General features: G+C 71.5%; 20 protein-coding genes, 1 tRNA gene and 1 riboswitch. Of the genes, 3 read left to right on the forward strand and 18 right to left on the reverse strand.

Annotated elements, in window-relative coordinates:
* Window positions 1–125: 125 nt before the first annotated feature.
* From ACFVWY_RS31055 to ACFVWY_RS31075, 5 genes are all read right to left on the reverse strand, one after another.
* Window positions 126–1,013, reverse strand: a complete 888-nt coding sequence (locus ACFVWY_RS31055; protein ID WP_389878191.1) for a Bax inhibitor-1/YccA family protein — start codon at window positions 1,011–1,013, stop codon at window positions 126–128.
* Window positions 1,014–1,313: 300 nt separating this feature from the next.
* The gene (locus tag ACFVWY_RS31060; protein WP_389878193.1) at window positions 1,314–1,643 is read right to left on the reverse strand and encodes an ArsR/SmtB family transcription factor; all 330 of its coding nucleotides are present in this window, start codon (window positions 1,641–1,643) and stop codon (window positions 1,314–1,316) included.
* A 176-nt stretch (window positions 1,644–1,819) separates the two neighbouring features.
* Window positions 1,820–2,194, reverse strand: coding sequence for an ATP-binding protein (locus ACFVWY_RS31065; protein ID WP_389878248.1), 375 nt, complete (start codon window positions 2,192–2,194; stop codon window positions 1,820–1,822).
* A 47-nt stretch (window positions 2,195–2,241) separates the two neighbouring features.
* The gene (locus ACFVWY_RS31070; protein ID WP_389878249.1) at window positions 2,242–3,873 is read right to left on the reverse strand and encodes a SulP family inorganic anion transporter; all 1,632 of its coding nucleotides are present in this window, start codon (window positions 3,871–3,873) and stop codon (window positions 2,242–2,244) included.
* 461 nt (window positions 3,874–4,334) lie between these two features.
* Window positions 4,335–4,420, reverse strand: a tRNA-Leu gene (locus ACFVWY_RS31075).
* A gap of 497 nt (window positions 4,421–4,917) precedes the next feature.
* Between ACFVWY_RS31075 and ACFVWY_RS31080 the strand changes: the two genes are divergently transcribed.
* Window positions 4,918–5,688, forward strand: coding sequence for an ABC transporter ATP-binding protein (locus ACFVWY_RS31080; RefSeq protein WP_389878194.1), 771 nt, complete (start codon window positions 4,918–4,920; stop codon window positions 5,686–5,688).
* Window positions 5,689–5,743: 55 nt separating this feature from the next.
* Window positions 5,744–8,272 carry an ABC transporter permease gene (locus tag ACFVWY_RS31085; protein ID WP_389878196.1) on the forward strand — a complete coding sequence of 843 codons (2,529 nt, stop codon included), beginning with the start codon at window positions 5,744–5,746 and terminating at the stop codon, window positions 8,270–8,272.
* A gap of 127 nt (window positions 8,273–8,399) precedes the next feature.
* Here ACFVWY_RS31085 and ACFVWY_RS31090 read toward each other — a convergent pair whose 3' ends face one another.
* From ACFVWY_RS31090 to ACFVWY_RS31150, 13 genes are all read right to left on the reverse strand, one after another.
* Window positions 8,400–9,710, reverse strand: coding sequence for a class I SAM-dependent methyltransferase (locus ACFVWY_RS31090; protein WP_389878197.1), 1,311 nt, complete (start codon window positions 9,708–9,710; stop codon window positions 8,400–8,402).
* A gap of 262 nt (window positions 9,711–9,972) precedes the next feature.
* A complete protein-coding gene (locus ACFVWY_RS31095; protein WP_389878198.1) occupies window positions 9,973–11,358 on the reverse strand; it encodes an NAD(P)/FAD-dependent oxidoreductase in 1,386 nt (461 codons plus the stop codon).
* Window positions 11,359–11,868: 510 nt separating this feature from the next.
* The gene (locus ACFVWY_RS31100; RefSeq protein WP_389878199.1) at window positions 11,869–12,810 is read right to left on the reverse strand and encodes an exopolyphosphatase; all 942 of its coding nucleotides are present in this window, start codon (window positions 12,808–12,810) and stop codon (window positions 11,869–11,871) included.
* A gap of 67 nt (window positions 12,811–12,877) precedes the next feature.
* Window positions 12,878–13,411 (reverse strand): DUF501 domain-containing protein, encoded by a 534-nt coding sequence (locus tag ACFVWY_RS31105; protein ID WP_389878200.1) that lies wholly within the window; start codon window positions 13,409–13,411, stop codon window positions 12,878–12,880.
* 58 nt (window positions 13,412–13,469) lie between these two features.
* The gene (locus tag ACFVWY_RS31110; protein ID WP_389878202.1) at window positions 13,470–13,940 is read right to left on the reverse strand and encodes a septum formation initiator family protein; all 471 of its coding nucleotides are present in this window, start codon (window positions 13,938–13,940) and stop codon (window positions 13,470–13,472) included.
* A 161-nt stretch (window positions 13,941–14,101) separates the two neighbouring features.
* Entirely contained in the window at window positions 14,102–15,391 is a 1,290-nt protein-coding gene (gene eno, locus ACFVWY_RS31115) for a phosphopyruvate hydratase (RefSeq protein ID WP_389878203.1), read from the reverse strand.
* 297 nt (window positions 15,392–15,688) lie between these two features.
* Entirely contained in the window at window positions 15,689–16,453 is a 765-nt protein-coding gene (locus ACFVWY_RS31120; RefSeq protein WP_389878204.1) for a transglycosylase family protein, read from the reverse strand.
* 3 nt (window positions 16,454–16,456) lie between these two features.
* Window positions 16,457–16,631, reverse strand: a riboswitch (cyclic di-AMP (ydaO/yuaA leader).
* A 312-nt stretch (window positions 16,632–16,943) separates the two neighbouring features.
* On the reverse strand, window positions 16,944–17,936 hold the full coding sequence (locus ACFVWY_RS31125) for a transglycosylase family protein (protein ID WP_389878206.1): 993 nt from the start codon (window positions 17,934–17,936) through the stop codon (window positions 16,944–16,946).
* Window positions 17,937–18,041: 105 nt separating this feature from the next.
* Entirely contained in the window at window positions 18,042–19,424 is a 1,383-nt protein-coding gene (locus tag ACFVWY_RS31130; protein WP_389878208.1) for a cytochrome P450, read from the reverse strand.
* A gap of 29 nt (window positions 19,425–19,453) precedes the next feature.
* Complete coding sequence (locus tag ACFVWY_RS31135) at window positions 19,454–20,428, reverse strand: nucleoside triphosphate pyrophosphohydrolase (RefSeq protein ID WP_389878210.1); 975 nt, start codon at window positions 20,426–20,428, stop codon at window positions 19,454–19,456.
* A gap of 43 nt (window positions 20,429–20,471) precedes the next feature.
* On the reverse strand, window positions 20,472–21,116 hold the full coding sequence (locus ACFVWY_RS31140) for a SurA N-terminal domain-containing protein (protein WP_389878211.1): 645 nt from the start codon (window positions 21,114–21,116) through the stop codon (window positions 20,472–20,474).
* Between the two features lie 137 nt (window positions 21,117–21,253).
* Window positions 21,254–21,640 (reverse strand): GtrA family protein, encoded by a 387-nt coding sequence (locus ACFVWY_RS31145; protein WP_389878212.1) that lies wholly within the window; start codon window positions 21,638–21,640, stop codon window positions 21,254–21,256.
* A complete protein-coding gene (locus tag ACFVWY_RS31150; protein WP_389878213.1) occupies window positions 21,637–22,662 on the reverse strand; it encodes a glycosyltransferase family 2 protein in 1,026 nt (341 codons plus the stop codon). Before ACFVWY_RS31150 ends, ACFVWY_RS31145 begins: the two co-directional genes overlap by 4 nt.
* A gap of 123 nt (window positions 22,663–22,785) precedes the next feature.
* Here ACFVWY_RS31150 and ACFVWY_RS31155 point away from each other — a divergent pair, with 123 nt between their 5' ends.
* Window positions 22,786–25,482: a YfhO family protein gene (locus ACFVWY_RS31155; protein ID WP_389878215.1), complete on the forward strand. Its 2,697-nt coding sequence runs from the start codon at window positions 22,786–22,788 to the stop codon at window positions 25,480–25,482.
* The last annotated feature ends 22 nt before the right edge of the window (window positions 25,483–25,504 follow it).

A 25,504-nucleotide genomic window follows, 5' to 3' on the forward strand; every position in this document is an offset into this window, starting at 1 on the left:
GACCCTACGCGCCCCGCCCGGACCCTGGCCAGCGCACCCGCCCGGCAACCGGCCCCGGAACGCGGGAACGGCCCGCAGGCGGTGTGCCTGCGGGCCGTTCCCGTCGTACGGGGCGGGACGACGGATCAGTCGTCGCCGCTGAGGATGGAGAACAGACGCAGCATCTCCAGGTAGATCCACACCAGCGTCATGGTGAGGCCGAAGGCGGCCAGCCAGGACTCCTCGCGGGGCGCGCCGAAGGCGATGCCGTCCTCGACCTGCTTGAAGTCCAGGGCCAGGAAGCAGGCACCGAGGATGATGCCGATGACACCGAAGAGGATGCCGAGGCCACCGCTGCGGAAGCCCAGGCCGTCACCGCCGCCGAAGACGGCGAACAGCAGGTTCACCATCATCAGGAGCATGAAGCCCATGGCCGCGGCCATCACGAAGCCGTAGAACCGGCGGGTGACACGGATCCAGCGCATCTTGTACGCGACGAGGACACCGGCGAAGACACACATGGTGCCCATCACCGCCTGCATCACGACGCCCGGTCCGATGTAGGTGCTGACCGCGCTGGAGATCACCCCGAGGAAGACGCCCTCGAAGGCCGCGTACGAGACGATCAGCGCCGGAACGGGCCTGCGCTTGAAGGACTGGACGAGCGACAGGACGAACGCCACCAGGGCGGCGCCGATCGCGATGCCGTACGACTTGCCGAGGTTCGCCTCGTCGACCGGCAGCAGCCACCAGGCGGCCGCGGCGCCGAGCACCACGGTGCCCAGCGTGATGGCCGTGCGCGTGACGACGTCGTCGATCGTCATGGCGCCGGTGCGCGCCGGTGCCTGCGGGGCGCCGTGCTGGACGTCCGGCTGGGCGTAGGGGTTGGTGGCGTACGGGTTCGCGGCGGTGCCCTGCGCGTACGGGTTGGCGCCCGTTGCGGGGGCCCCGGCCTGCGGCGCCGTGTTGAAGCCCGCGTATCCGTTGTCGCGGCTGAAGCCCCGTCGCGAGAAGACCGGGTTGCTGCTCCTCATCTCACTCCTCCATGGCCACCCAGCGTGGCCTTCCCACAAGAGTAATGGGTAGGCAAAAGAATCAGGCTAGTGCTTGGGGAGGATCTTTGCGTACCCGCCAGGCTGACGCCACCCATCACCCGCGGGACGCCAGGCCCCGGGACGCCAGGCCCCGGGACGCCGTGCGGCGGACGGCGGCGGCGGACAGCGGCGGCGGTCCTCCTGGCCGCCCGGAGCCGGTCTCCCGCCGGTGGGCCCGGGAGTGCCGGGCGGGGAGCGCTCCGCCCCGGCCCTCGCACCACTCCGCTCACGGCCTGCGCGCTACTCCGTCGCGCGCAGGTCCGCCAGCAGCTCCGCCTGGCCCGCGAGGACGCCGGACAGGATCGTCCGGGCGACCTTCAGCAACTCCGCCACCTGGGGGTTGGCCAGGGAGTAGTACACCCCCGAGCCCTCCCGCCGGGTGACCACCAGGTTCGCCCTGCGCAGGACGGCCAGCTGCTGGGAGAGGTGGGCGGGCTCGACGCCGATCTCGGACAGCATCTCGGAGACCGCGTGCTCCCGCTCGCTCAGGAGCTCCAGCACCCGGATGCGTACGGGGTGGCCGAGGGTCTTGAAGAACTCCGCCTTCAGTTGGTACAGCGGCGCGCTCATCGAAGCGGCCTCGTGCCCCCGGCCGGCCGGTCGGCCCGTCGCGGCCGTGCGTGTCCCGTGCATCGCGTCCACCCAAAATTTTTCGCCATGGGGCCATCCTCGCGCGCCTGCCCCACCATGCCGACCTCGTGAATTGCCAACTTTAGCCAGGAAGAACATCCCCCGTGAGAGCCCCGCTACGCGTCGCGCAGCGGGACGGTGACCCAGATGCTCTTCCCGGGCCCTTCCGCGTCGCCGCGCACCACGGCGGTGCCCCCGAGGCCGTGCGTGAGTTCGGCGACCGCGGCGAGGCCGCTGCCGGGTGCCGGGGCGGTCAGGGCGGGCCGGTACGGGTGGCTGTCGTGGACGCCGAAGACGAAGGTGTCCGGGCCCGCCGCGTAGAACACGGTCACGTCCGCGGAGGCCACGGCCGCGTGCCGGACGCTGTTGGCGACCAGCTCGCTGAGGATCAGCAGGGCCGGGCCGACGCTGGGATGGTGCGGCCCGATGCCCCACTCGGCCAGCACCCGCTCGGTGGTCTCACGCGCCGTGCGGACGGCGGCGCCCCTCATGGGCAGGGTCAGGACATGGCGCAGTGGCAGGGCGCCGAAGCGTTCCGTCACGCCCCGGACACCTCCCCCGGGACCGGCCCGGCGCGGTGCAGCCGGGCGCGGGCGGCCGCGATGGCCTGCGGGGTGGTGTCGTAGTCCCGCCCGTCCGGCCGCAGCAGTTCCAGCGCGCCGACGGCCTCCAGCGCGCGGCGCTGGCCGGGCCTGATCCCGGAGGCCAGTACGGCGATGCCGCGCCGGTTGAGCTTCTGCACGGCGTCCTTGAGCACCAGGGCGCCGGTGGCGTCCACGGTCGTGATCCGCGACATCCGCAGGACGACCACCCGGACGTCGGCGACCTCGGAGAGTCCGAGCAGGAAGCGGTGGGCCCCGGCGAAGAAGAGCGGCCCGTCGATCCGGTAGGCGACGATGTGCTCGGCCAGCAGCGCGTGCTCCTCCTCGCTGTGGTCGCCGAGCAGTTCGGGGCGCAGCTCCACCCGGTCCATCCGGGCCTGACCGGCCACCGCCCGCAGGGCCAGCGCCCCGGCCACCACCAGACCGATGATCACCGCCTGGACCAGGTCGAGGACGAGCGTGGCGACGGCCGTCAGGACGAGGACCGCGGCGTCCGACCGGGTGGCGCGGGCCATCGCCCGCAGCGAGCCGACCTCGACCATGCGGATCGCGGTGGCCACCAGGACGCCCGCCAGCGCGGCGAGCGGGATGCGGGAGACGAGCGGGGCCGCCGCGAAGACGATGGCGGCGAGGACGGCGGCGTGGGTGAGCGCGGCCAGCCGCGAGCTCGCCCCCGTACGGACGTTGACCGCGGTACGGGCGATGGCGGCGGTCGCCGGGACGCCGCCGAACAACGGGGCGGCCAGGTTCGCGACGCCCTGGCCGAACAGCTCCCGGTCCGGGTCGTGCTGCTGGCCGACCGTCATCCCGTCGGCGACGGTGGCCGACAGCAGCGACTCCAGCGCCGCGAGCGCGGCCACCGCGACGGCGGGCGCCAGCAGCGTGCCCAGCGCCGCCGTGTCCAGGAAGTCCAGCGAGGGGACGGGCAGCCCGGACGGGAGAGCGCCGATCGGCCGCGCCCCGGACGGCCGGAACACCTCGACGACCACGGTCGCGGCGATCACCGCGACGATCGAGAACGGGACGGTGGGCCGCAGCCGGGCGCCCAGCAGCATCACGGCGGCCACCCCGGCCGCGAGGCCCGCGGCGGTCCAGTTCGGCGCCGTCGCGAACTCCCCGGCCGCCCGCCAGGCCACCACCAGCACCTTCTCGCCCTCGGGCTTGGGCACGCCGAGCGCGCTCGGGACCTGCTGGAGCGCGATGACACAGGCGATGCCCAGGGTGAAGCCCTCGACCACCGGCGCCGGCACGTACCGCATGTACCGGCCCGCCCGCAGCAGGGCCAGCCCGATCAGCAGGACCCCCGCCATCAGTCCCACGGTCAGCACGCCGCCGGGCCCGTACTCGGCGACGATCGGTACGAGCACGACCGTCATCGCCCCGGTCGGTCCGGAGACCTGGAGGTTGGAGCCGCCGAACAGCGCGGCCAGCGCACCGGCCACCACCGCGGTGGCGAGCCCCGCCTCGGCGCCGAGCCCGGAGGAGACCCCGAAGCCGAGGGCGAGCGGCAGCGCCACGATGGCGACGGTGAGCCCGGCCAGCAGATCGCGGCGCGGGTCGCGGCGCATGGCCTCGATGTCGGAGCGGCGGGGCAGCAGTGCGCGCACCCGCGCTGCGAGCAGTGCGGAAAGAGGAGGAGTACGTACTCCGTCACGACCTGGGCTTCCCGGAACCGGCACGACCACGGACCCCCTTCACCCCCGGAGCTCCCCGGGGCACGGCTCGGCACGGACGCGCCCGCAGCCAGCGGCGGACACTTCAAAACAAAGCATGTAGTTAATTGCATAATTTTGCAATTTATAGATGTCGCAGCTCTGCCGCACCCACTTCCCCGCGCCCGGAATTCCGGATCGCCCCTTACCCTCGGGCCCGCAGTCCAGTAACGTTCCGACCAACCGGTACGGCGTGTTCACACTCGAACAAAAGTCGCACGGGATGGAGTCGACGGGACGGGCGAACCGACAGACGGGAACGCGGAACCGAACAGGGGTGGCAGAAGCGGCGGCCGGCCCGGCCGCCCGGTGAGAAGTGGTGCCTGGAACCGGACTCGAACCGGTACGCCCCCGAGGGGCAGCGAGGTTTAAGCTCGCCGTGTCTGCATTCCACCATCCAGGCTGGCGCGCGGCTCCGCGTTGGCACATGACCCTATCGGGGTACCTCCCCCGAACAGCGGATCTCTCGGGCGATGTTGTCTTATTTTATTGACCGTTTGAGGAGTCGTCAGCACTCCGAAAAGGGCATCGTCACATGCCCGGCCAGGGTATGGGACACGGCGGCGGGCTCTCCGAATTGACGTAAAGTCGCCGCACCTGGACGGCGCAGCCGCCGGGCGTGCGCCTGCTCTCGCCACGTGCGCGCCGCCCGACCGGGTAAGGGCCCCGTCCACCCCGCCGCGCAGTAGCCCTCCCGAGTGACACGCCTCGGGGACGGTGTCATACCGCAGGATGACACCCGGCGCCGCCTATGCGACTCAAGACGACCCGAGGAACGGGCATGCGGACTGACGATCGGCTCCGTGACGGCCAGGAGGATTGAGGGGTACCGAACAGTCCCCGAACACGTCCGAACACATGCGGACGAGGCTCGGCCGGAGCCCGAATCAGGAGAGTCCCGTGACCACCCTTTCCACCGCACCCAGCGTCACCACGGTGGCCGCACGCGCCACGGACCTGTCGAAGGTCTACGGGGAGGGCGAGACCAGGGTCACGGCCCTGGACCACGTCACCGTGGACTTCCCGCGCGGCGAGTTCACCGCGATCATGGGCCCGTCCGGCTCCGGCAAGTCCACGCTGATGCACTGCGTGGCCGGTCTCGACAGCTTCAGCAGCGGCTCGGTGCGGATCGGCGACACGGAGCTCGGCGCGCTCAAGGACAAGCAGCTCACCCAGCTCCGCCGGGACAAGATCGGCTTCATCTTCCAGGCGTTCAACCTGCTGCCGACGCTGACCGCGTACGAGAACATCACCCTCCCCATGGACATCGCGGGCCGCAAGCCCGACGCCGAGTGGGTGCGCCAGGTCATCGACATGGTGGGGCTCTCCGACCGGCTGACCCACCGGCCCACGGAGCTCTCCGGCGGCCAGCAGCAGCGCGTCGCGGTGGCCCGTGCCCTGGCCTCGCGGCCGGAGATCATCTTCGGTGACGAACCGACCGGGAACCTGGACTCCCGCTCCGGCGCCGAGGTCCTGGGCTTCCTGCGCAACTCGGTGCGCGAGATGGGCCAGACCGTGGTGATGGTGACCCACGACCCCGCCGCCGCCTCCTACGCGGACCGGGTCATCTTCCTCGCGGACGGCCGGATCGTCGACCAGATGATGCACCCCACCGCGGACGGGGTCCTGGACCGGATGAAGGCGTTCGACGCCAAGGGCCGCACCAGCTGAGGTCCGCCCTTCCCCGCGACCCCAGGACTTCCTCCCGATCCCAGGACTGACAGACATGTTCCGTACCGCCCTGCGCAATGTGCTCGCGCACAAGGCCAGGCTGCTGATGACCGTCCTCGCCGTGATGCTCGGCGTGGCCTTCGTCTCCGGCACCCTGGTCTTCACCGACACCCTCGGCAACGCCCTGCGCAACCAGTCGGCGAAGAGCTACGACAACGTCGCCGTCGCCGTCACCACCTATGCCGACCAGACCGACGAGAAGACCCCCGGCATCACCACCGCCACCCTGGAGAAGATCCAGGGCCTGGACGGCGTCGGCACCGCCACCGGCCGGGTCTCCGGCTTCGCCGGGGTCGCCGACCCCGAAGGCAAGCTGATCGGCAACGGCTGGTCGAACACCGGGGCGAACTACTTCCCCGGCAAGGACGGCAAGGACGCCGCGTACACCTTCAGCGACGGTGACGGGCCGACCGCGGCCGACCGGATCGCGCTCGACGAGGAGACCGCCCGGAAGGGCGAGTACCGCGTCGGTGACCGGGTCCGGGTCGCCACCAACGGGCCGGTGAAGGAGTACACCCTCTCCGGCGTCTTCACCACCGAGGACGGCGCCGTCAACGCGGGCGGCAGCCTGGTGCTCTTCGACACCGAGGTCGCCCAGAAGCTCTACCTGCGGCCCGGCGTGTTCCGCGAGGCCACCGTCTCGGCGGCCCCCGGCGCCTCCGCCGACAAGCTGCTCGCCGAGGTGAAGCCGCTGCTTCCCAAGGACGCCGAGGCCAAGACCGGCAAGGCGCTGGCGGACGAGCAGGCCAAGGACATCACCGAGGGCCTCAGCGGCCTCAACACGATGCTGCTGGCCTTCGCGGGCATCGCCCTGTTCGTCGGCGTCTTCCTCATCGCCAACACCTTCACGATGCTGGTCGCCCAGCGCACGAAGGAACTGGCCCTGATGCGCGCCGTCGGCGCCTCCCGCCGCCAGGTCAAGCGCTCGGTGCTGCTCGAAGCGGCCTTCGTCGGCCTGATCGCCTCGGTCATCGGCTTCGTCCTCGGACTCGGCCTCGCGGTCGCGCTGCGCTCCGCGATGGGTGCCTTCGGCGCCAAGGTCCCGGCCGGTCCGCTGGTCGTCTCGCCCACCGCGGTCGGCGCCTCCTTCGCCGTCGGTGTCGTGGTCACCCTGCTGGCCGCCTGGCTGCCCGCCCGCCGGGCCGCCAAGATCCCGCCGGTCGCCGCGATGAACAGCGTCCACGCGACGGCCACCGTGAAGTCCCTGGTGCTGCGCAACTCGATCGGTTCGGTGATCACCCTGCTGGGCGCGGCGGCCATCGTGGGCGGCGCGGCCAAGTCCGGCTCGACCGGACGGACCGTCATCGCCGTGGGCGCCTTCCTCACGCTGATCGGCGTCATCGTGCTGATCCCGCTGCTCTCGCGGCCGGTGATCGCCCTGGTCCGCCCGCTGCTGCGCAAGGTGTTCGGGGTCGCCGGGAAGCTGGCCGCGCAGAACGCGGTCCGCAACCCGCGCCGTACCGGCACCACCGCCTCCGCGCTGGCGATCGGCCTCACCCTGGTCACCGGCATCTCGGTGCTCGGCGTCACCCTCGGCCAGGCGGTCGACCGGGCGACGACGGACAACATCAAGGCCGACTACATGGTGACGATGGCGAACGGCCACGCCCTCGACGAGTCGGCGCTCACCGCGCTGGAGAAGAGCGGCAAGATCTCCGCGGTCTCGCCGCAGCAGGCCACCGGCTTCGAGGTCAGGGGTGAGTACCAGTCCGCCTCCGCCGTCACCCCCGGCGACGTGCAGCAGGTCTTCGCGCTGACGACCGTCTCCGGTTCGCTCGACTCGCTCGGCAAGGGTGAGATCGCCGTCTCCGACAAGACCGCGAAGTCCAACGGCTGGAAGACCGGCGACACCCTGCGGGTGAAGTTCGAGGACGACAAGAGCGGTGAGCTGAAGGTCGGCGCCGTCTTCGAGGAGAACACCTTCCTCTCGCCGGTCCTGGTCCCGACGGACATCGCGGACCAGCACGGCAGCCTCGCCAACATCCGCGAGATCTGGCTGACGACGGACGGCGGCGCGACCGACGCCAACGAGCAGGCCGTGGTCGACGCGCTGGGCAACAACCCGGCGATGAGCATCATGGACCGCCAGGACATCCGCAACATGTTCGGCGGCTCGGTCAACCTCGCGATGAACATCATGTACGGACTGCTGGCGATGGCCCTGATCATCGCGGTCCTCGGGGTCGTCAACACCCTGGCGATGTCGGTCTTCGAGCGCCAGCAGGAGATCGGCATGCTGCGGGCCATCGGCCTGGACCGCCGCCGGGTGAAGCGCATGATCCGGCTGGAGGCCGTGGTCATCTCGCTCTTCGGCGCGGTGGTCGGCATCGGGCTCGGGGTGTTCCTCGGCTGGGCGATCGGACAGACCCTCTCCTCGGAGATCCCGGGGTACGTGCTGGTCCTCCCGTGGGGCCGGATCGGGATCTTCCTGGCGCTGGCGGCGGCGGTGGGCGTGCTGGCCGCGCTCTGGCCGGCCCGCAATGCCGCGAAGCTCAACATGCTGACGGCGATCAAGACCGAGTAGCGGGCCCGCGGGGTTCCGCGGAACACGGCCGGGGGCCGGTGCGCGCAGTCGTACGTACGCTGCGCGCACCGGCCCCCGTTCGCGTCACCGCACCCCCTTCGCGTCGCGGGGCAGCCGGAAGGGAGGGTCAGCCGTTCGCGGGGGCCGTCCAGGCGCGGGCCCGCAGCGGCAGCCCGGAGTCCCCTCCCGCCGCCGGGCGCACCGCGAGGATCTGGTTGACGCCGATCCTGTTGTGCTCGAAGGAGAGGACGCAGGCGGCCATGTAGAGGCGCCAGACCCTCGCCCGGCCGGGCGAGGTCATCCGTACCGCCCGGTCCCAGTGCCGCTCCAGGTTGGCGACCCAGCGGCGCAGGGTCAGCGCGTAGTGCTCGCGGAGCGACTCGACGTCCCGGGCCTCGAACCCGGCTTCTTCGAGGGTGCCCACGGTCCGGCCCAGCGGGGCCAGTTCGCCGTCCGGGAAGACGTAGGCGTCGATGAACGCGTCCACGTGGTACGTGCCCTCGTCCGGCTCCGGGCGGCGGGCGATCTGGTGGTTGAGGAGACGGCCGCCCGGCTTCAGGAGGGCGTAGAGGTCGTCGGCGTACTCACGGAAGCGGACCGAGCCGACGTGCTCCGCCATGCCGATCGACGAGATCGCGTCGTACGGGCCGTCCCTGACGTCCCGGTAGTCCTGGACGCGGATCTCGACGCGGTCGGACAGGCCCTCCTCCGCGACGCGCTTCCTGGCGAAGGCGGCCTGCTCGACGGAGAGGGTGACTCCGGTGACGTGGGCGCCGTACTCGCGGGCGGCGTGGATGGCCATGGAGCCCCAGCCGCAGCCGACGTCGAGCAGCCGGTCGCCCTCCTTCAGCCCGAGCTTGCGGCAGACCAGGTCGAGCTTGTCGCGCTGGGCGTCCTCCAGGGTGCCGTCGTCCTCCCAGTAGGCGCAGGAGTAGACCATGGAGGGGCCGAGGACCAGGGCGTAGAAGTCGTTTCCGACGTCGTAGTGGTGGCTGATGGCGGCCTTGTCGCGGCCCTTGGTGTGGAGCGGGCCGGTGCGGCGGCGCACCTCCTCGGCCGGCGGGGGCGGCGGGGTCCAGGGCCCGGCCAGGCGCAGCAGTCCCCTGGCGAAGGCCCGTACCTTCGGGTCGCGGACCGGGTCCAGAAGCCTGGCGCCCCCGGCGCCCGGCTCCCGCTCCCAGATCAGTGAGCCCAGCAGGTCCAGGGCCTCGTAGAGATCGCCCTCGACATCGAGGTCACCGGCCACCCAGGCGCGGGCCAGGCCCAGTTCGCCCGGTTTCCAGAGCAGCCGGCGCAGCGCGCGACGGTGCCGGATCACCAGTTCGGGGGCGCCGGGCGGACCCGACCGGCTGCCGTCCCAGGCCCGGATACGGACCGGCAGCTTCTCTCCCAGAAATTCCTCGGCAAGAGCGGTCAGCCGCAATGCGGCGTCTGCCATGGCGCACACCTCCGTGATGGTGGTTCCAATGTGCCCAAACCTGGTCGAACGTGCATGCAACCACGCCGGACACCTGTGCGCCTCGGCGAGGTCCGTACCCCTCAACAGTCCATGCCGCCACGGTCATCCCGCCACTACGCAACGGAACGGCAAAAAAGGCTGCCCGCTACACGCATCTGGAAATGCCCGAAGGGGCCGTCCGCACCACGGATGGCGGACGGCCCCTTCGGGCAGGACACGGGCGAGTGGGCCCGCGGGCGGGCTAGGAGGCCTTGGCCTTCTCGCCCTCGGCCTTCGCGGCGGCCGGGGCCGGGGCCGGCTTGGCGGCCTCGTAGAACTCCTCGCGCGGCGTCTCCATGGCGCCGAGCGAGACGACCTCGCGCTTGAGGAACATCGCGAGCGTCCAGTCGGCGAAGATGCGGATCTTGCGGTTCCAGGTCGGCATCGCCAGACCGTGGTAACCACGGTGCATGTACCAGGCGAGGCGTCCCTTGAACTTGATCTTCATCTTGCCCATGACGATCATCGCGACGCCCTTGTGCAGCCCCAGACCGGCGACCGCACCCTTGTTGGCGTGGCTGTACTCCTTCTGCGGGAAGCCCCGCATACCGGAGATCACGTTGTCGCCGAGGACCTTGGCCTGCCGCAGCGCGTGCTGGGCGTTGGGCGGGCACCAGGCGTTCGGGTTGCCGGCGCGGCGGCCGACCATGTCCGGGACCTGGGCGTTGTCGCCCGCGGCCCAGATGTAGTCGGTGCCCTGCACCTGGAGCTTCTCGGAGGTGTCCACGTGACCGCGCGGGCCGAGCGGCAGGCCGAAGCGGGCCAGCGCCGGGTTCGGCTTCACACCGGCCGTCCACACGATCGTGTTGGAGTCGACCTCCAGACCGTTCTTCAGGACGACGTGACCGTCGACGCAGGAGTCCATGGAGGTCGAGAGGAAGACCTCGACGCCACGGGACTCCAGGTGCTCACGGCCCCAGGCACCCAGCTTCGGGCCGACCTCGGGAAGGATCTTGTCGGCGGCGTCGACCAGGATGAAGCGCATGTCCTCGCGCTTCACGTTGGTGTAGTACTTGGCCGCGTCGCGGGCCATGTCCTCGACCTCGCCGATGGTCTCGGCACCGGCGAAGCCACCGCCCACGAAGACGAAGGTCAGCGCCTTGCGGCGGACTTCCTCGTCGGTCGTCGAGTCGGCCTTGTCCAGCTGCTCCAGGACGTGGTTGCGCAGGCCGATGGCCTCCTCGATGCCCTTCATGCCGATGCCCTGCTCGGCGAGGCCGGGGATCGGGAAGGTGCGGGAGACCGCGCCCATCGCGATGACCAGGTAGTCGAAGGGCAGCTCGTAAGCCTCGCCGACGAGCGGCGCGACCGTGGCGACCTTGCGGTCCTGATCAATGGTGGTGACGCGACCGGTGAGCACCTCGGCCTTCGGCAGGACGCGCCGCAGCGGGACGACGACATGCCGGGGAGAGATGCTGCCTGCAGCAGCTTCGGGAAGGAAGGGCTGGTAGGTCATGTACGAGCGCGGGTCCACGACCGTGACGGTCGCTTCGCCGTAGCGCATCTTCTTGAGAATGCGTCGAGCTGCGTACAGGCCTACGTACCCACCGCCTACAACGAGGATCCTGGGACGCTCCGTGGTGCTCATGGCATCGAGTATCCACCCCTGCGCGCGGGTGGGTTAGTGCGCCCCTTCACAAGGTATGAGCGCCCCTCTGTTACACTGCGCCGCCCACGTGACCGAGGTCATGGCGCCACAGGGGAACCACGACCCGGCCGCAGACGTTATGAACCGCCTGTGAGCTGGCTCTTGGCCCTTTTTTCCGGGTGAACCACTCCCCCGGAACACCCCGTGAAAGCCGGCCCGGAAAGCATCGGCGCGGAGGTGCAACACCCTCGCGAGCGACCCCGGACACCCGCAAGGGGCCGAACGGCCCTTCCGGGGACCGAATTCCTTGTGAAGAAGTTCACGAACTTCGTCGTCCCTCCCCCTTCGAACCACCGCCCGGACGGCCCTTCAGGGCTCAAAGGTGCAGGCCAAGGTACGCGTGAGCGGTGTGTTCGAAGGGCCGGGGGCGAATCCGCCGGAGCTGCCGGGGGCGCCGGGGGTGGGTGCCGGGGGGTGCCTGGGTGTGCCGAACCGCCAGAACCGGCGGAGCTACGCGATCGACCAGGCGATGCCGTCGAGGATGTCGTGCTCGCTGACCACGACCTCCCGGGCCCCGGTCCGCTTCATCACGGCGAGCAGGATCAGCGCGCCGGAGACGATCACGTCGGCCCGTCCCGGGTGCATCGCGCCGATCGCGGCCCGCTCGGCGTGGGTCGAACCGAGCAGCCGGGCGGTGATCTCCTCGACCTGCTCGAAGGAGATCCGGGAGTGGTGGATCGCCGACGAGTCGTACGCCTCCAGCCCCAGGGCGATCGCGGCGACCGTGGTGACCGTACCGGCCAGGCCGACCAGGGTGGCGGCCCCGGTGAGCGGGACGCTCCGGCCCGCGAGGTCGAGGGCGGCCTCGATATCGGCCCGGACGGCCTCGGCCTGCCCGGCGGTCGGCGGGTCGGTCAGGACACCGTCGCGCACCAGGTGCCGCTCGGTCATCCGCACACAGCCGATGTCCACGGAACGCGCGGCGCTCACCCGGTCGTCGCCGACGACGAACTCGGTGGAGCCGCCGCCGATGTCGACCACCAGATACGGCTTCGGCAGGTGCTCGTGGCCCGCGAGCTCCCGGGTGGCCCCGGTGAAGGAGAACTCGGCCTCCTGGTCACCGCTGATCACCTCGGGCTCGACGCCCAGGATGCCGACCACCCCGCGGACGAAGTCGTCGCGGTTCTCCGCGTCCCGGGAGGCGGAGGTGGCGACGAAGCGGAGCCGCTGCGCACCGTGCTCCTTGATCACCGCCGCGTACTGGCGGCACGCCGCGAACGTACGCTCCAGGGCCTCGGGGGCCAGCCGGCCGGTGCGGTCGACGCCCTGGCCGAGGCGGACGATCTCCATCCGCCGGTCCAGCTCACCGAGTTCACCGGTGGACGGGTCGGCGTCGGCGACGAGCAGGCGGATGGAGTTGGTACCGCAGTCGATGGCGGCCACGCGGGTCATGGTGCTGCTCCTGTGGAATCGGGCCCCTCCGGCGGACGAGGAGCGGGATGGGGACCTCGAAGGACGGTCAGCCCTCGTCCGGCGCGTCGCATGGCGTGACGCACGGCCCCTTGCGCCACCACTCCGGCAGCATCGCGATCGCCTCGTCGCCCAGCGGGTTCACGCCCGGTCCGGCGGCCAGCGAGTGGCCGACCAGGACGTGCAGGCACTTCACCCGGTCCGGCATGCCGCCCGCGCTCGGGAACCCCTCCAGCACCTCGATGGCGTCGCGCCGGGCGATGTAGTCCTCGTGGGCGGCCCGGTAGGCGGAGGCCAGTTCGGGGTCGGTGGCGAGGCGCTCGGTCATCTCCTTCATGACCCCGTTCGCCTCCAGCGTGCCGATCGCGGAGGCGGCACGCGGGCACGTCAGGTAGTACGTCGTCGGGAACGGCGTGCCGTCCTCCAGCCGGGGCTGCGTCTCGACCACGTCCGGGTTGCCGCAGGGGCAGCGGTGCGCGATCGCGCGCAGACCGCGCGGCGGGCGGCCCAGCTGCTGCTGGAACGCGGCGATGTCCGCCTCGGTGGGCGCGGTGGGCTCGGTCTGGGGAGGGGGGGTGTCCATGCCTGCCTAGGTTCTGATCGGGTCTGCTCGAAATGCGGTGCTGCTGGATCGAGGGAGGTCAGTCGCGGTCGGCGCTGTCGACGCCGTCCCACAGATTGGAGTGCCACGGCCGGCCGGACCCGTCCGCCCTGCCCTCGCGCTCCTTGACCGCGTCCGGGTCGATCACCGTATAACCGGTCTCCCCGGGAAGAAGGTAGTGCAGATGCGTACGGGCCAGCCGCCTGATGTACGCGTCGTCCTGGAGCCGCGCCTTCTCGTCGCGCAGTTCCTCGGTACGGGCCCTGGCCTGCTGCGCCAGGCGCTCCTGGTCGGCGATCTCGTCCTGCTGCGAGACGTAGCTGCGCATCGGGTACGCGAGCGCGACCACCAGGGAGCAGACGACGAGCGCCAGGAAGGCCGCCCGGCCGGTGAGACGCGAGCGGCGGGCCTGACGGCGGCTCTGCGAACGGTAGACGCGGGCGGCGGTCTGCTCACCGAGCAGCCGCAGCCGGGTCGCGGTGGAGAACCGGTCCCGGTCCTTCGCGGCCATCTCTCCGCCTCCCCATTACGCACATCCGTCCCCGCACACGGTACGGGACCGAGTGCGGGGACGGACGGAGGCCGTGGCCGTTCGCGGCGCCTACCGCTCCGCGGAGCGCTGCCCTGCCGCTCCGCGGAGCGCCGTGACCAGTGGTCCGCGGAGCGCTGTGCCTACTGGTCCGCGGAGCGGAACCGGGGGAAGGCGGAGCGGCCGGCGTACACCGCGGCGTCGTCGAGGATCTCCTCGATGCGCAGCAGCTGGTTGTACTTCGCGACGCGGTCCGAGCGGGCCGGGGCACCGGTCTTGATCTGGCCGCAGTTCACGGCGACGGCGAGGTCGGCGATGGTGACGTCCTCGGTCTCGCCGGAGCGGTGCGACATCATGCACTTGAAGCCGTTGCGCTGGGCCAGCTCGACGGCGTCCAGGGTCTCGGTCAGCGAACCGATCTGGTTGACCTTGACGAGCAGGGCGTTGGCGGAGCCCTCCTCGATGCCGCGGGCCAGGCGCTCCGGGTTGGTGACGAAGAGGTCGTCGCCGACGATCTGCACCTTGGCGCCGAGCTTGTCGGTGATGACCTTCCAGCCGTCCCAGTCGTCCTCGAACAGCGGGTCCTCAAGGGAGACCAGCGGGTACGCGGCGACGAGCTCCTCGTAGTACTCGGTCATCTCGACGGCCGAGCGGGACTTGCCCTCGAACTCGTACGCGCCGTCCTTGTAGAACTCGGACGCGGCGACGTCGAGCGCGAGCGCGATGTCCTTGCCCGGGACGTAACCGGCCTCCTTGATGGCCTCCAGGATGAGGTCGAGGGCGGCGCGGTTGGAGTCCAGGTTCGGCGCGAAGCCGCCCTCGTCGCCGAGGCCGGTGGACAGGCCCTTGGCCTTCAGGACCTTCTTCAGCGTGTGGTAGACCTCGGCGCCCCAGCGCAGGGCCTCGGAGAAGGACTCCGCGCCGATCGGGGCGATCATGAACTCCTGGATGTCCACGTTGGAGTCGGCGTGCGAGCCGCCGTTCAGGATGTTCATCATCGGAACGGGCAGCAGGTGCGCGTTCGGGCCGCCGAGGTAGCGGAAGAGCGGCAGGTCCGAGGCCTCGGAGGCGGCGTGGGCGACGGCCAGCGAGACGCCCAGGATGGCGTTGGCGCCGAGCGAGCCCTTGTTCTCCGTGGCGTCCAGGTCGAACATCGCCTGGTCGATCAGCCGCTGCTCGGTGGCGTCGTAGCCGACGAGCTCCGGGCCGATCTGCTCGATCACGGCGAGGACGGCCTTCTCGACGCCCTTGCCCTGGTAGCGGTTGGGGTCGCCGTCACGGAGCTCGACGGCCTCGAACTGGCCGGTGGAGGCGCCGGACGGAACGGCAGCACGGCCCGTGCTGCCGTCGTCGAGGCCGACCTCGACCTCGACCGTGGGGTTTCCGCGGGAGTCGAGGATTTCCCGGGCTACGACGACGTCGATGGACGGCACGTGGCATCTCCTTCTGGGATATGACGCTGTTGGCGCAGGGTCGCTTTGGCCTTGCGACAAGAGCCTAACCGGCCCGGCCCGCCCGTCCCCACGACCGCCCGACCCCTGGGACGAAAAACGACCCGAGAGACCGCATTGCCGGGCATTCCGCCCAAAACCTACCGGCCGGTAACTACAACACTTGAACGCCTTCCCGCTCCACCGAGCGGAGGGAGGCCGGAAAGGAGGGCGCCCCGGTCCGGTGCGCACGGGGGGATGCGCGCCGGACCGGGGCGGCCGGGGAGGAGAGAGTCCCTGTTACTTCGTCAGGTGCAGCTGCTGACCCGGGTAGATCAGGTCGGCGTCCTTGACGATGTCCTCGTTCAGCTCGAACAGCCGCTGCCAGCCGCCCTTGACGCCGTTCTCGGCGGCGATCTTGCTCAGCGAGTCGCCGGTGACGACCTTGTACTCGCCGTCACCCCTCTTGACCTTCTCGCCGGTCGGGGTGGTGACGGTCTTCTTCGACTCGGCACGCGGGGCCTCGGTGCGGTCCGAGCGGGAGGCGGCGGGGGCCTCGGTGCGCTCGGCCGGCTTCGGCTGCGCCTGCTTCTTCGGGGCGGCGCTCTGCTGCTCGGAGGCGCCGGAACCGGCGGTCGAGCCGGAGGAGGAGTTCGAGGACGAACCGGTGTCGACACCCGGGTCGACACCGTCGTTGGTCAGGCCGCCGGCACCGGCACAGCCCCAGGCACCGGGGCCCTGCATGTCGAGGAGGCGCTCGGCGGTGGCGATCTGCTGGGCCTTGGTGGCCAGGTCGGCGCGCGAGGCGTACTGGAGGCCACCGGCGGCGGCCCAGCTGGACTGCGAGAACTGCAGGCCGCCGTAGTAGCCGTTGCCGGTGTTGATGGACCAGTTGCCACCGGACTCGCACTGGGCAACAGCGTCCCAGGTGGCGACGGAGGCGGCGGAGGCGCTGGTCGCGCCCATCAGCGGCACGGCGACGGCGGCACCGGCGACACCGGCGAGCGTGGCGATGCGGACGACCTTGGACGGGCGGCGGTGCTTGCCCTTGCTGGAAAGCAGCATGGAACTTCTCCTCACCGACGCCTACGAGGTGAGCTGTCGGGTTCGGGCCGAGTGAGTTGCCCGGTCGCACGTCCTAGCGCGCGACTTCACCCCAAGCCTGATCCGATACGTCGTCCCGACGTCCCGGACCCGGCGGCTTACCTGGGTCCCCCGCTCCTGCCTACGGCGCTGTACGCGTCTGTTTTCCCTTCGACCGACGGCAGGATTCGGCGTGACGGTCGACGGGGCCCGCGGTGCGAGCGATTCCGACCGTAAACATACGCAAGCCCTACATTCAAAGGTGGACACATCGGACAATCAGTCCGTACTTGCATCTGAAGAATTACTGTTTTCGCAGGTGAGGGCCACCAGGAAGGGCCACCGGAACGCGACACGCCGGAAGACGCAAAGAGACCCATGTCTCACTTACACATAAGCGGACATAGGCCCCTGAACTGCCCCGATTTTCGGGGCGCTTTTAGGCGATTACCGGACCGTCACCGGACCGCTCCTACTCGGCCTTGGCGTCGAGATCGAGGCTCTGGCCAGGCAGGATGAGGTCCGGATCGGAGCCGACGACGCTCCTGTTCGCCTCGTAGAGCGCGGACCACCCACCGGGAACCTTCTGTGCATCAGCAATCGTCCAGAGGTTGTCGCCGGGCCGGACGGTGTACGTGCCGTCGGTGACCTGATCGGCCGTATCGCGCGCGTCGCCACCGCCGCGCGAGGCGTGCCGGCCGGACTCGCGGTGACCGCCGTTCGCGCCACGGCCCTCCTCGGCGGCCGGGGTGCCGCGGTGCCGCCCGCCCGTACCGTCGGCCGAATCGGGCGAAGCGGAGGCGTCCCGGGGGGCGCGTGAGGGTGCGTCGGACGGCGCACCGGACGGGGTGGCCGAAGGCGAGGACTCCGCGTCCGGCGTGTCCGCCCCTTCGCCCTTCGCCTTCCCCGGGCGCTTGCCGCTGTTCCCGGACGAGCCGTCAGCACCGTCCACCGCGTCCACGCCCTCCCAGGCGCTTCGGGGCGGCGTGGCCCCGTCGGACGGGTCACCCTGCTCGTTCCCGGGCGGTGTCACCGTCCCGGCCGGGTCGCCGACGGGGGCGGTGCCGGGGTCGACGCCGGGCAGCGAGCCGCCCGGCGCCAGGCCGGAGATGACCGCACAGCTGGGCCAGGCCTTCGGCCCCCGGTCCCCCAGGACCTTCTCGGCCACCGCTATCTGCTGGGCCCGGCTGGCGAGGTCGGCGCGCTCCGCGTAGGCCTCACCGCCGTACGACTTCCAGGTCTCCGGCGAGAACTGGAGACCGCCGTAGAAGCCGTTGCCGAAGTCGGCGCTCCACGCACCGCCGCTCTCGCACTCGGCCACCCGGTCCCAGGTCGTGGCCTCGGCCGCGGACGCGCCCGACGCGCCCAGCAGCGGAATGGCGATGGCCGATCCGGTCACGCCCGCTGCGACGACGATGGCGGGTGCCTGCCGGGGGCGACGGTGCCTGCCGTTCGCGGATCCCATGGAATTGCCTTCCGTGTGACTGACGTCTGACTGGTGAGTCGAACGGTGAACCTAGCCGGACTCGAACGCGCGTCACAAGTCGATGCAGCGCGGATCACGTGAAAGTCACAGAGTTGACGCAGCGTCAGTTTCAGTACCGGCACGCCCCGGCGTGAACTCCACGGGGAGGGTGCGAAGTCCACGCATGATGAGCCCGCCACGCCACCGCAAATCGGTTGGTTCTCCCGCGAGTCGCAGGTCCGGGAGCCGTTTCAGCAGAGTGGCGAGCGCGGTCCGTCCCTCCAGCCGGGCGAGCGGTGCGCCCAGGCAGTAGTGGATGCCGTGCCCGTATCCGAGGTGCTGATTGTCACGCCGGGCGAGGTCGAGGGTGTCGGGGTCCGGGAAGCGTTCCGGGTCGCGGTCGGCGGCGGCGAGCACCACGAGCACCGGATCCCCGGCCTGGACGGACTGCCCGCCGAGTGTCAGCGCCTCGGTGGCGAACCGCCAGGTGGCCAGCTCCACCGGGCCGTCGTAGCGGAGCAGCTCCTCGATCCCGGTCTCCAGCAGCTCCTCCTCCCCCGCGTCGAGGGAGCGTTGCAGCCGTGCGCGTTCGCCGGGGTTGCGGAGCAGGGCGTAGACCCCGTTGCCGATGAGGTTGACGGTGGTTTCGAAACCGGCGAAGAGCAGGATGAAGGCCATGGCGGCGGCCTCGTTCTCGGTGAGGTGCTCACCGTGGTCGCTGGCCCGGATCAGTCCGGAGATCAGGTCGTCGCCTGGGTTCTCCCGCTTCCGGTGGATGAGTTCGGCGAGGTAGCCGCGCATCTTCTTCACCGACCGGGCGACCCCGCCGCGCGGCCCGCCGCCGTGGCGGATCATCATGCCCGCCCAGTCCCGGAAGTCGTCCTGGTCCTCGGGCGGTACGCCAAGCAGGTCGCAGATCGCGTAGATGGGGAGCGGGAAGGCCAGGTCGTGGATGAGGTCGGCCTCGCCGTTCTCGGCGAAGCGGTCGACGAGCCGGTCCGTCAGCTCCTGGACGCGCGGGGCGAACTCGGCGACCCGCCGCGGGGTGAACGCCTTGGAGACCAGGCGGCGCAGCCGGGTGTGATCGGGCGGGTCGATGTTCAGCAGATGTGTCATCAGCTCCGCCTTGCGCTCACCGGGGATGCCGGTCTTCCCCTTGGCGTGCGCCGGTTCGGCGTGGTGGGCCGGGTTCTTGGAGAGCCGGGAGTCGGCGAGGGCCTGCCGGGCGTCCTCGTACCGGGTCACCAGCCAGGCCTCGACGCCGCTGGGCAGCGTGGTGCGGTGTACGGGGCTGTGCTCGCGCAGCCAGGCGTACGCCGGGTACGGGTCGGTGGCGAACTCCCAGGTGAAGAGCTCGGGTGCACCGGACACCGGGCAGGACGCGGGGGACGCGGCGGCGTCCGCCGAAGCCGCGGGAGACGCGGGGGCGTCCGCGGGAGACGCGGGGGGCTGCTCGGCGGGGTGGTCGTCGGCGGGGCTGTGGTTCACCCCTCGACGTTATCCGTTGCCCTGCGGCGTCAGCCGTGGCCCTCCGCCGCCCTGATGGCGTCCCGGTAGGCGCGGCCCGCGGCGCGCAGGGCGGCCTCGGGGTCGACACCGTCCCGCTCGGCCCGGACGGCGAGGGCGAGGAGCTCGTAGCCGATGCCCTCGCCGGCGGGGAGCGGCACGTCGAGCCCGGCGGTGCGGACCCGGCTCGCCAGTTTGGCCGCGAGCGCCAGGCCGGGCTGGCCGACCGGTACCCCGTCGGTGACCGAGTCGCGCCGCTTCTCGGCGGCCTTGGTGCGCAGCCAGTGCGCGCGGACGTCCTCGGGGGTCTCGGCGGTCTCGTCGCCGAAGACGTGCGGGTGGCGGTGGATCAGCTTCTCGATGAGGGTGGCGGCGACGTCGTCGATGGAGAACGGCTCCTCACCGTCCTCGGGGCCGCCCTCCTCGGCGATCCTGGCGTGGAAGACCACCTGGAGGAGGACGTCGCCCAGCTCCTCGCGGAGTTCGTCGCGGTCGCCGTCCTCGATCGCCTCGACGAGTTCGTACGCCTCCTCGACGGCGTACTTGGCGAGGCCCTGGTGGGTCTTCTGCGAGGTCCACGGGCATGCGACCCTGATCCGGTCCATGATCTGGACCAGGTCGAGGAGCCGGGCGCCCGGCAGGTCGTACGAACCGGGCAGCAGCTCCAGGTCCGGCATCCGCGTGCGCCCCGATCCGGCGAGCCGGGCCAGCCCGTCGGTGAGCGCGGGATCGCCCTCGCCGCCCGCGAGGACGACGACGCTCCGGCCGCCCGCGCAGGCGTCGACGAGCTCCTGCGCGGTGGGAGCGGCGTGCTCGACGGTGACGCCCGCCTCGCGCAGGTACGGCAGCTGCGGGTGGCCGGGATCGGCGCAGAGCACCCGGTCGGCGGCGTGCAGCGCCTGCCAGGCGGGCCAGGACAGCAGTCCGGGGGCGACGCGGTGGCTGGCGGTGAGCAGGACGATGCGGCCGGGGTCTTCAGCGTTCACCGTGCGAATCTACCTCTGTCGCCGCCGCCCGTTCCCCCGCGGCTCAGGCGCCCGCGCCTTCCGGCTTGGTGACCTGGGTGATCCAGGGGGCCTTGTAGGCGGCGAGCTGGGTCTGCTTGCCGTCCCAGGTGCCGTAGCGCGGGTTGACGTCGACCCGGAGCGCCTTGGACGCCTTGCTCAGCGCCTCGGACACGACCTGCTGGCCGGCGGGCTGCTGGAGGTCGACGCCGAGCGCGATGCCCAGCTTCGTCAGCTGGACCTGCTCGCGCAGCACGGCGTCGATCTGGTCCGGGGCGATCCAGCTCCGCTGGAGCATCACCGTACGCAGCCCCGCCGCCCCGCCGGACTGGGCCTCCGCGTCCTTGCGCATCTGCTGGATCTCGGAGCGGTTCACGGTCACGCCCGCGTCCCGCGCGGCGCGGTCCACGACCTTGTCGAAGATCAGGCCGTGCAGTTTGGCCCGGCTGAGCTGCCCGGACTTGTCGATGAGCTGGGCGGGGTCCTTCGTGCTGTTCTGCGCCTCGCGCACGGAGGCCACCTGGCCCTGGAGCGTGGCGACCTCGATCCGCTCCCCGCCGACGACGGCCGCGGCCCCCGGGTGGGTCTCGCTGCCGCAGGCGGCGAGGGCTGGGACGCCGACGAGCAGGGCGGCGGAGACGGTGAGCGCGGTGCGACGGCGGCGGTGCAAAGGAACCTCCCGGGGAGACTTTGTGCATCAGTGCACAAGACCTTGCGGTGATCGATGTTAGGCAGTGGACGTGGCTGGGGCCACTGATTCGACCAACGATTCGGAAGGAGTTGGGGATGTGGGCCCGTCCGGGCCGCTCAGATCCTCCGCGCGGGTTCCGGCCGGAGCATGATCGTGCGGGAGACGAGGAAGGTGACCGGGATGGCCGCCGCGGCGGCGGCCAGCGGCGCGTACCGGCTGCTGAGTCCGGCCAGGTCGACCAGCAGGTAGACGCCGCCGGTGGTGATGACGAAGTTGGCGGCGTTGGTCAGCGGGAAGAGCAGGAACTTCCGCCAGGTGGGGCGGGTGCGGTAGGTGAACCAGCAGTTCAGGAAGAAGGAGCCGGTCATGCTCAGCGCGAAGGCGGTCACATGGGCGGCGATGTACGGCAGCCAGGTCAGCAGCACGAGGTAGCAGCCGTAGTAGGTGCCGGTGTTCACCACCCCCACCAGGGCGAACCGGGCCATCTGGGCGGTGACCGTCATCGGCGTACGGACCCCTGGGGCTCGCGGTGTTCCCGGGGCTCGCAGTACTCACGGGGCTCGCGGTCTTCCCGGGGCTCGCGGTACTCACGGGCGGGCCGCGGGGTCTCGGCGTTCGTGGCCTTGACCAGGTAGTGCGGGCGCCGCTTCACCTCGTAGTAGATGCGGCCGACGTACTCGCCGACCACTCCGAGCATCACCATCTGGACCCCGGCCAGCGCGATGACCACGACGAGCGTGGTGACGTAACCGGGGGTGTCCACGCCCCGCACCAGGGCGACACCGACGATCCACGCCGCGTACGCGAAGGCCACCGACAGCAGCAGCATGCCCAGGTAGAGCGCGGCGCGCAGCGGCTTGTTGTTGAAGGACAGCAGCCCGTCCAGGCCGTAGTTGAGCAGCTTGCCGAAGGTCCACGCGGAGCTGCCCTGCTCGCGTACGGCGTTCTCGTAGCCGAAGGTCTTCGTGCGGAACCCGACCCAGGCGAAGAGGCCCTTGGAGAACCGGTTGTACTCGGTGAGCCGCAGGACGGCGTCCACGGTGCGGCGCGACAGCAGCCGGAAGTCGCCGACACCGTCCACGAGCTCCACATCGACCAGGCGGTTGATCAGCCAGTAGTAGGTGCGGGCGGTGACGGTGCGGGTGACGCGGTCGCCCTTGCGGGTGCGGCGGGCGACGACCTGGTCGTAGCCCCGCTCATGTTCCTCCAGCATCCGGCCGACCAGCTCGGGCGGGTGCTGGAGGTCGGCGTCCATGATGACGACGGCGTCACCCCCGGCGTGCTGGAGACCGGCCAGCATGGCGGCCTCCTTGCCGAAGTTGCGGCTGAAGGAGACGTAGCGGACCCGGGGGTCGGCGGCGGCCAGCTCCTGGAGGATCACCAGCGTCCGGTCGGCGCTGCCGTCGTCCACGAAGACCAGCTGGAACTCGTGCCCGAGCCCGGCCATTTCGTCCGTGACGCGTTCGTGGAAGCGTTCGAGGATCTCTTCCTCGTTGTAGCAGGGCACCACCAGAGAGATCAGCACAGACGTACACCATCCGGGCCAGGTGTCGGCACCCGATGCAGCACGTGACCACCGCACGTCCATTACGTGAACTGGCATACGGCACAAGGTGTTTGGGCGTGACGGGCTGGCATATTCCTGACCATGGCCCTGTCCCCGGCGACGCCCCGCCGCCGTCCCCGCCTGCGCGCGGGCTCGCTCGCCGCCCTGCTCACCGTCGTCGCGGTCTGCGCGGGTGACGCCGTGTCGCGCGGCTTCCCGTTCGGCCCCTACACGCGCAGCGTGAACGACCTGGGCAACCAGTTCGTTCCGTTCCACGCCCGGCTCTGGGACCTGCTGCACGGACAGGCCGACGGCGGGCTGCTGCTCAACTGGTCGTCCGGCTTCGGGACGAGCTTCCTGCCGGATCTCGGCACCTATCTGAGCAGCCCGTTCGCCCTGCTCGTCGGGGTCTTCCCGAGAGACCGGATCGACCTCGCGGTCTATGCGGTGACGACCCTGAAGATGGCCTCGGCGGCGGCCCTGATGGCGGTGTTCCTGCTGACGCTGCGCGGCGGGCGCTGGTGGGCGGCCGGGGTGCTGGGCGGTTCGTACGCGCTGTGCGGCTGGTCGGTCGCGGAGGCGGCGTACAACCCGATGTGGCTGGACGGGCTGATCGCGCTGCCGCTGCTCTGCCTGGCCGCCGAGTGGGCCCGGACCGGGCGGCACCGGGTCGCGGCGCCCCTGCTGGTCGCGCTGGCGTGGGCGGCCAACTTCTACACGGCGTACATGGCGACGCTCGGCGCGGCGCTGGTGCTGGCCGTCCGGCTGTTCACCGAGCGGGACGACCGGCGTGCGGTGGTCCGGACGCTGGGGCGGGCGGCGCGGACCACCGGGGTGGGGATCGGGCTCTCGGCGCCCGTCCTGATCCCGGTCTACCTGGGCACCAAGCACGCCTACCCGGGCTGGGACCGCGCGTTCGCGCCCGCCTCCTGGACCGATGTGCTCGCCCGGCTGCTGCCCGCCACGTACAGCTTCTTCACCCCGGCCCTCTATCTCGGGACGGGCACCCTGCTGCTGGCCGGTGCGCTGGCCTTCCGGCGGGCCGTGCCGAAGCGGGAGCGATGGGCGTGGGCGGGGCTGGTGGCCGGGGTCGCGCTGTCGATGCAGTGGAAGCCCACGCATCTGCTCTGGCACGCGTTCGCCACGCCCAACGGCAGCCCGTACCGGCAGACCTTCGTCCTGGCCGGACTGGTGGTGACCGCCGCGTGGGTCACGGTCTCGTACGGCTGGCCGGGGCGGCGGGCACTGCTCGGCGGGACCGCGGTCCTGGTGTCGGCGGCGGCCGGGGCGGGGTTCAGCGGGCTGGTCACGGGGTGGACGTATCCGCTGTTCGCGGTGGGGCTGGGGGCGGCGGTCTGTGCCCTGCTGCTGGCCGGCCGGGGCGGCCGGTACGCGGCGCTGGCGGCCGTACTGCTGATCGGCGCGCAGGTCGGGCAGGCCGCCGCGGCGACCGCCTACTTCGACCGGCAGCGGCTGAACCGGCTCGACGACTACGCGCCCTGGGGCGAACGGCAGCGCACCCAGCGGGCCGTGGTCGCGGGCGCCGACACCTGGCCGCACGCCCGGACGGACCCCGGCCGGGAGCAGACCACCGCGAACGATCCGCTGCTGGTGGGCGGGCAGGGCGGCGCGTACTACAGCAGCCACACGCCCGACGTGCTGACCCGCACGATGCGGGCGCTCGGCGGTGGGTGGACGTCGAACGGCCGGGCCGTGCAGAGCCTCGACAACCCGGTCACGGACGCGGTCTTCTCGGTCGGCGCCCGGGTACGCGGGCCGCGTGACCCGCACCAGGGGGCCGGGCTCACGGGTCTGGGCGCAGCGGACGACCGGCCGGTGACGGCGAGCCGGTCGGCGGCTGTGCCGCTGGTGACGGTGCGCCCGGCGCCAGGAGGCGGCTCAGGGGGTGCGTCGTACGGGCGTTCGGCGTTCCGGAACCAGGAGCTGCTGCTGGGCTCGCGGGTCTACACGGTCCCGCGGACCACGCTGCGGGCTGCTCCGGGCGGCGTGGACGCCGTGCCGGACCGGGGCGCGGACGACTACCGGGTGGGCCGGGGCGCGTACACGCTGACCGCTGCCTGCCCGGCGGGGTCCGAGGCGTATCTGTGGGCACCCGGCATGTTCGGGCGGGCCCGGCTCGGCGACGGCCGGGACGTCGGGTTCAAGGGGCAGCTCCCGGCCCGGCGGGCCGCGATGCAGCACCTGGGCCGGGTCGGGGCGGACGGGAACGTACGGATCGCGCTGGCCCCGGTGCGCCCGGGGACCGTGCCGCACCGGGCGGTCGGCTGCCTGGACCGGTCCCGGCTGGCCTCGGCGGTCGACGGGCTGAGGGCCACCGGCGCGACCTCCGTCCACGTCACCGACGACGGCGTCCGGGCGGAACTGCCGCCCGGCACCACCGGGACGGTCGTACTCGCGGCGCCCCGGATCGCGGGCTGGCGCTGCCAGGGCCGCCCCGCCGACCGTTATCTGGGCCTGGTCGCCACCCCGGCCCCGGCCGACGGCGCGGCGGTGGAGTGCGTCTTCCGGCCACCGGGGCTGCGGGCGGGTGCCCTGGCGGGAGCGGGCGCGCTGGCCTTCCTGCTCCTGGGCGAGCTGGCCCTGGCGTACCGGCGGCGGCCGAAGGCCCTGGGCCGGGCCGCGCCGCTTCCCCTGCGCGCGGACACGGATGCGGGCACGGGCACAGGCACGGGCATAGGCACGGATGCGGGCACGGGCGCGGGCACGGGCACAGGCACAGGCGCGGATGCGGATGCGGATGCGGGCACCACACCGGCACCGGCCCCGACCGCGGGATGACGCGGCGGCTTGCGCCGTCCCA

This window comes from Streptomyces sp. NPDC058195 (assembly GCF_042883525.1).
In the GTDB taxonomy this organism is placed as follows: Bacteria; Actinomycetota; Actinomycetes; order Streptomycetales; family Streptomycetaceae; genus Streptomyces.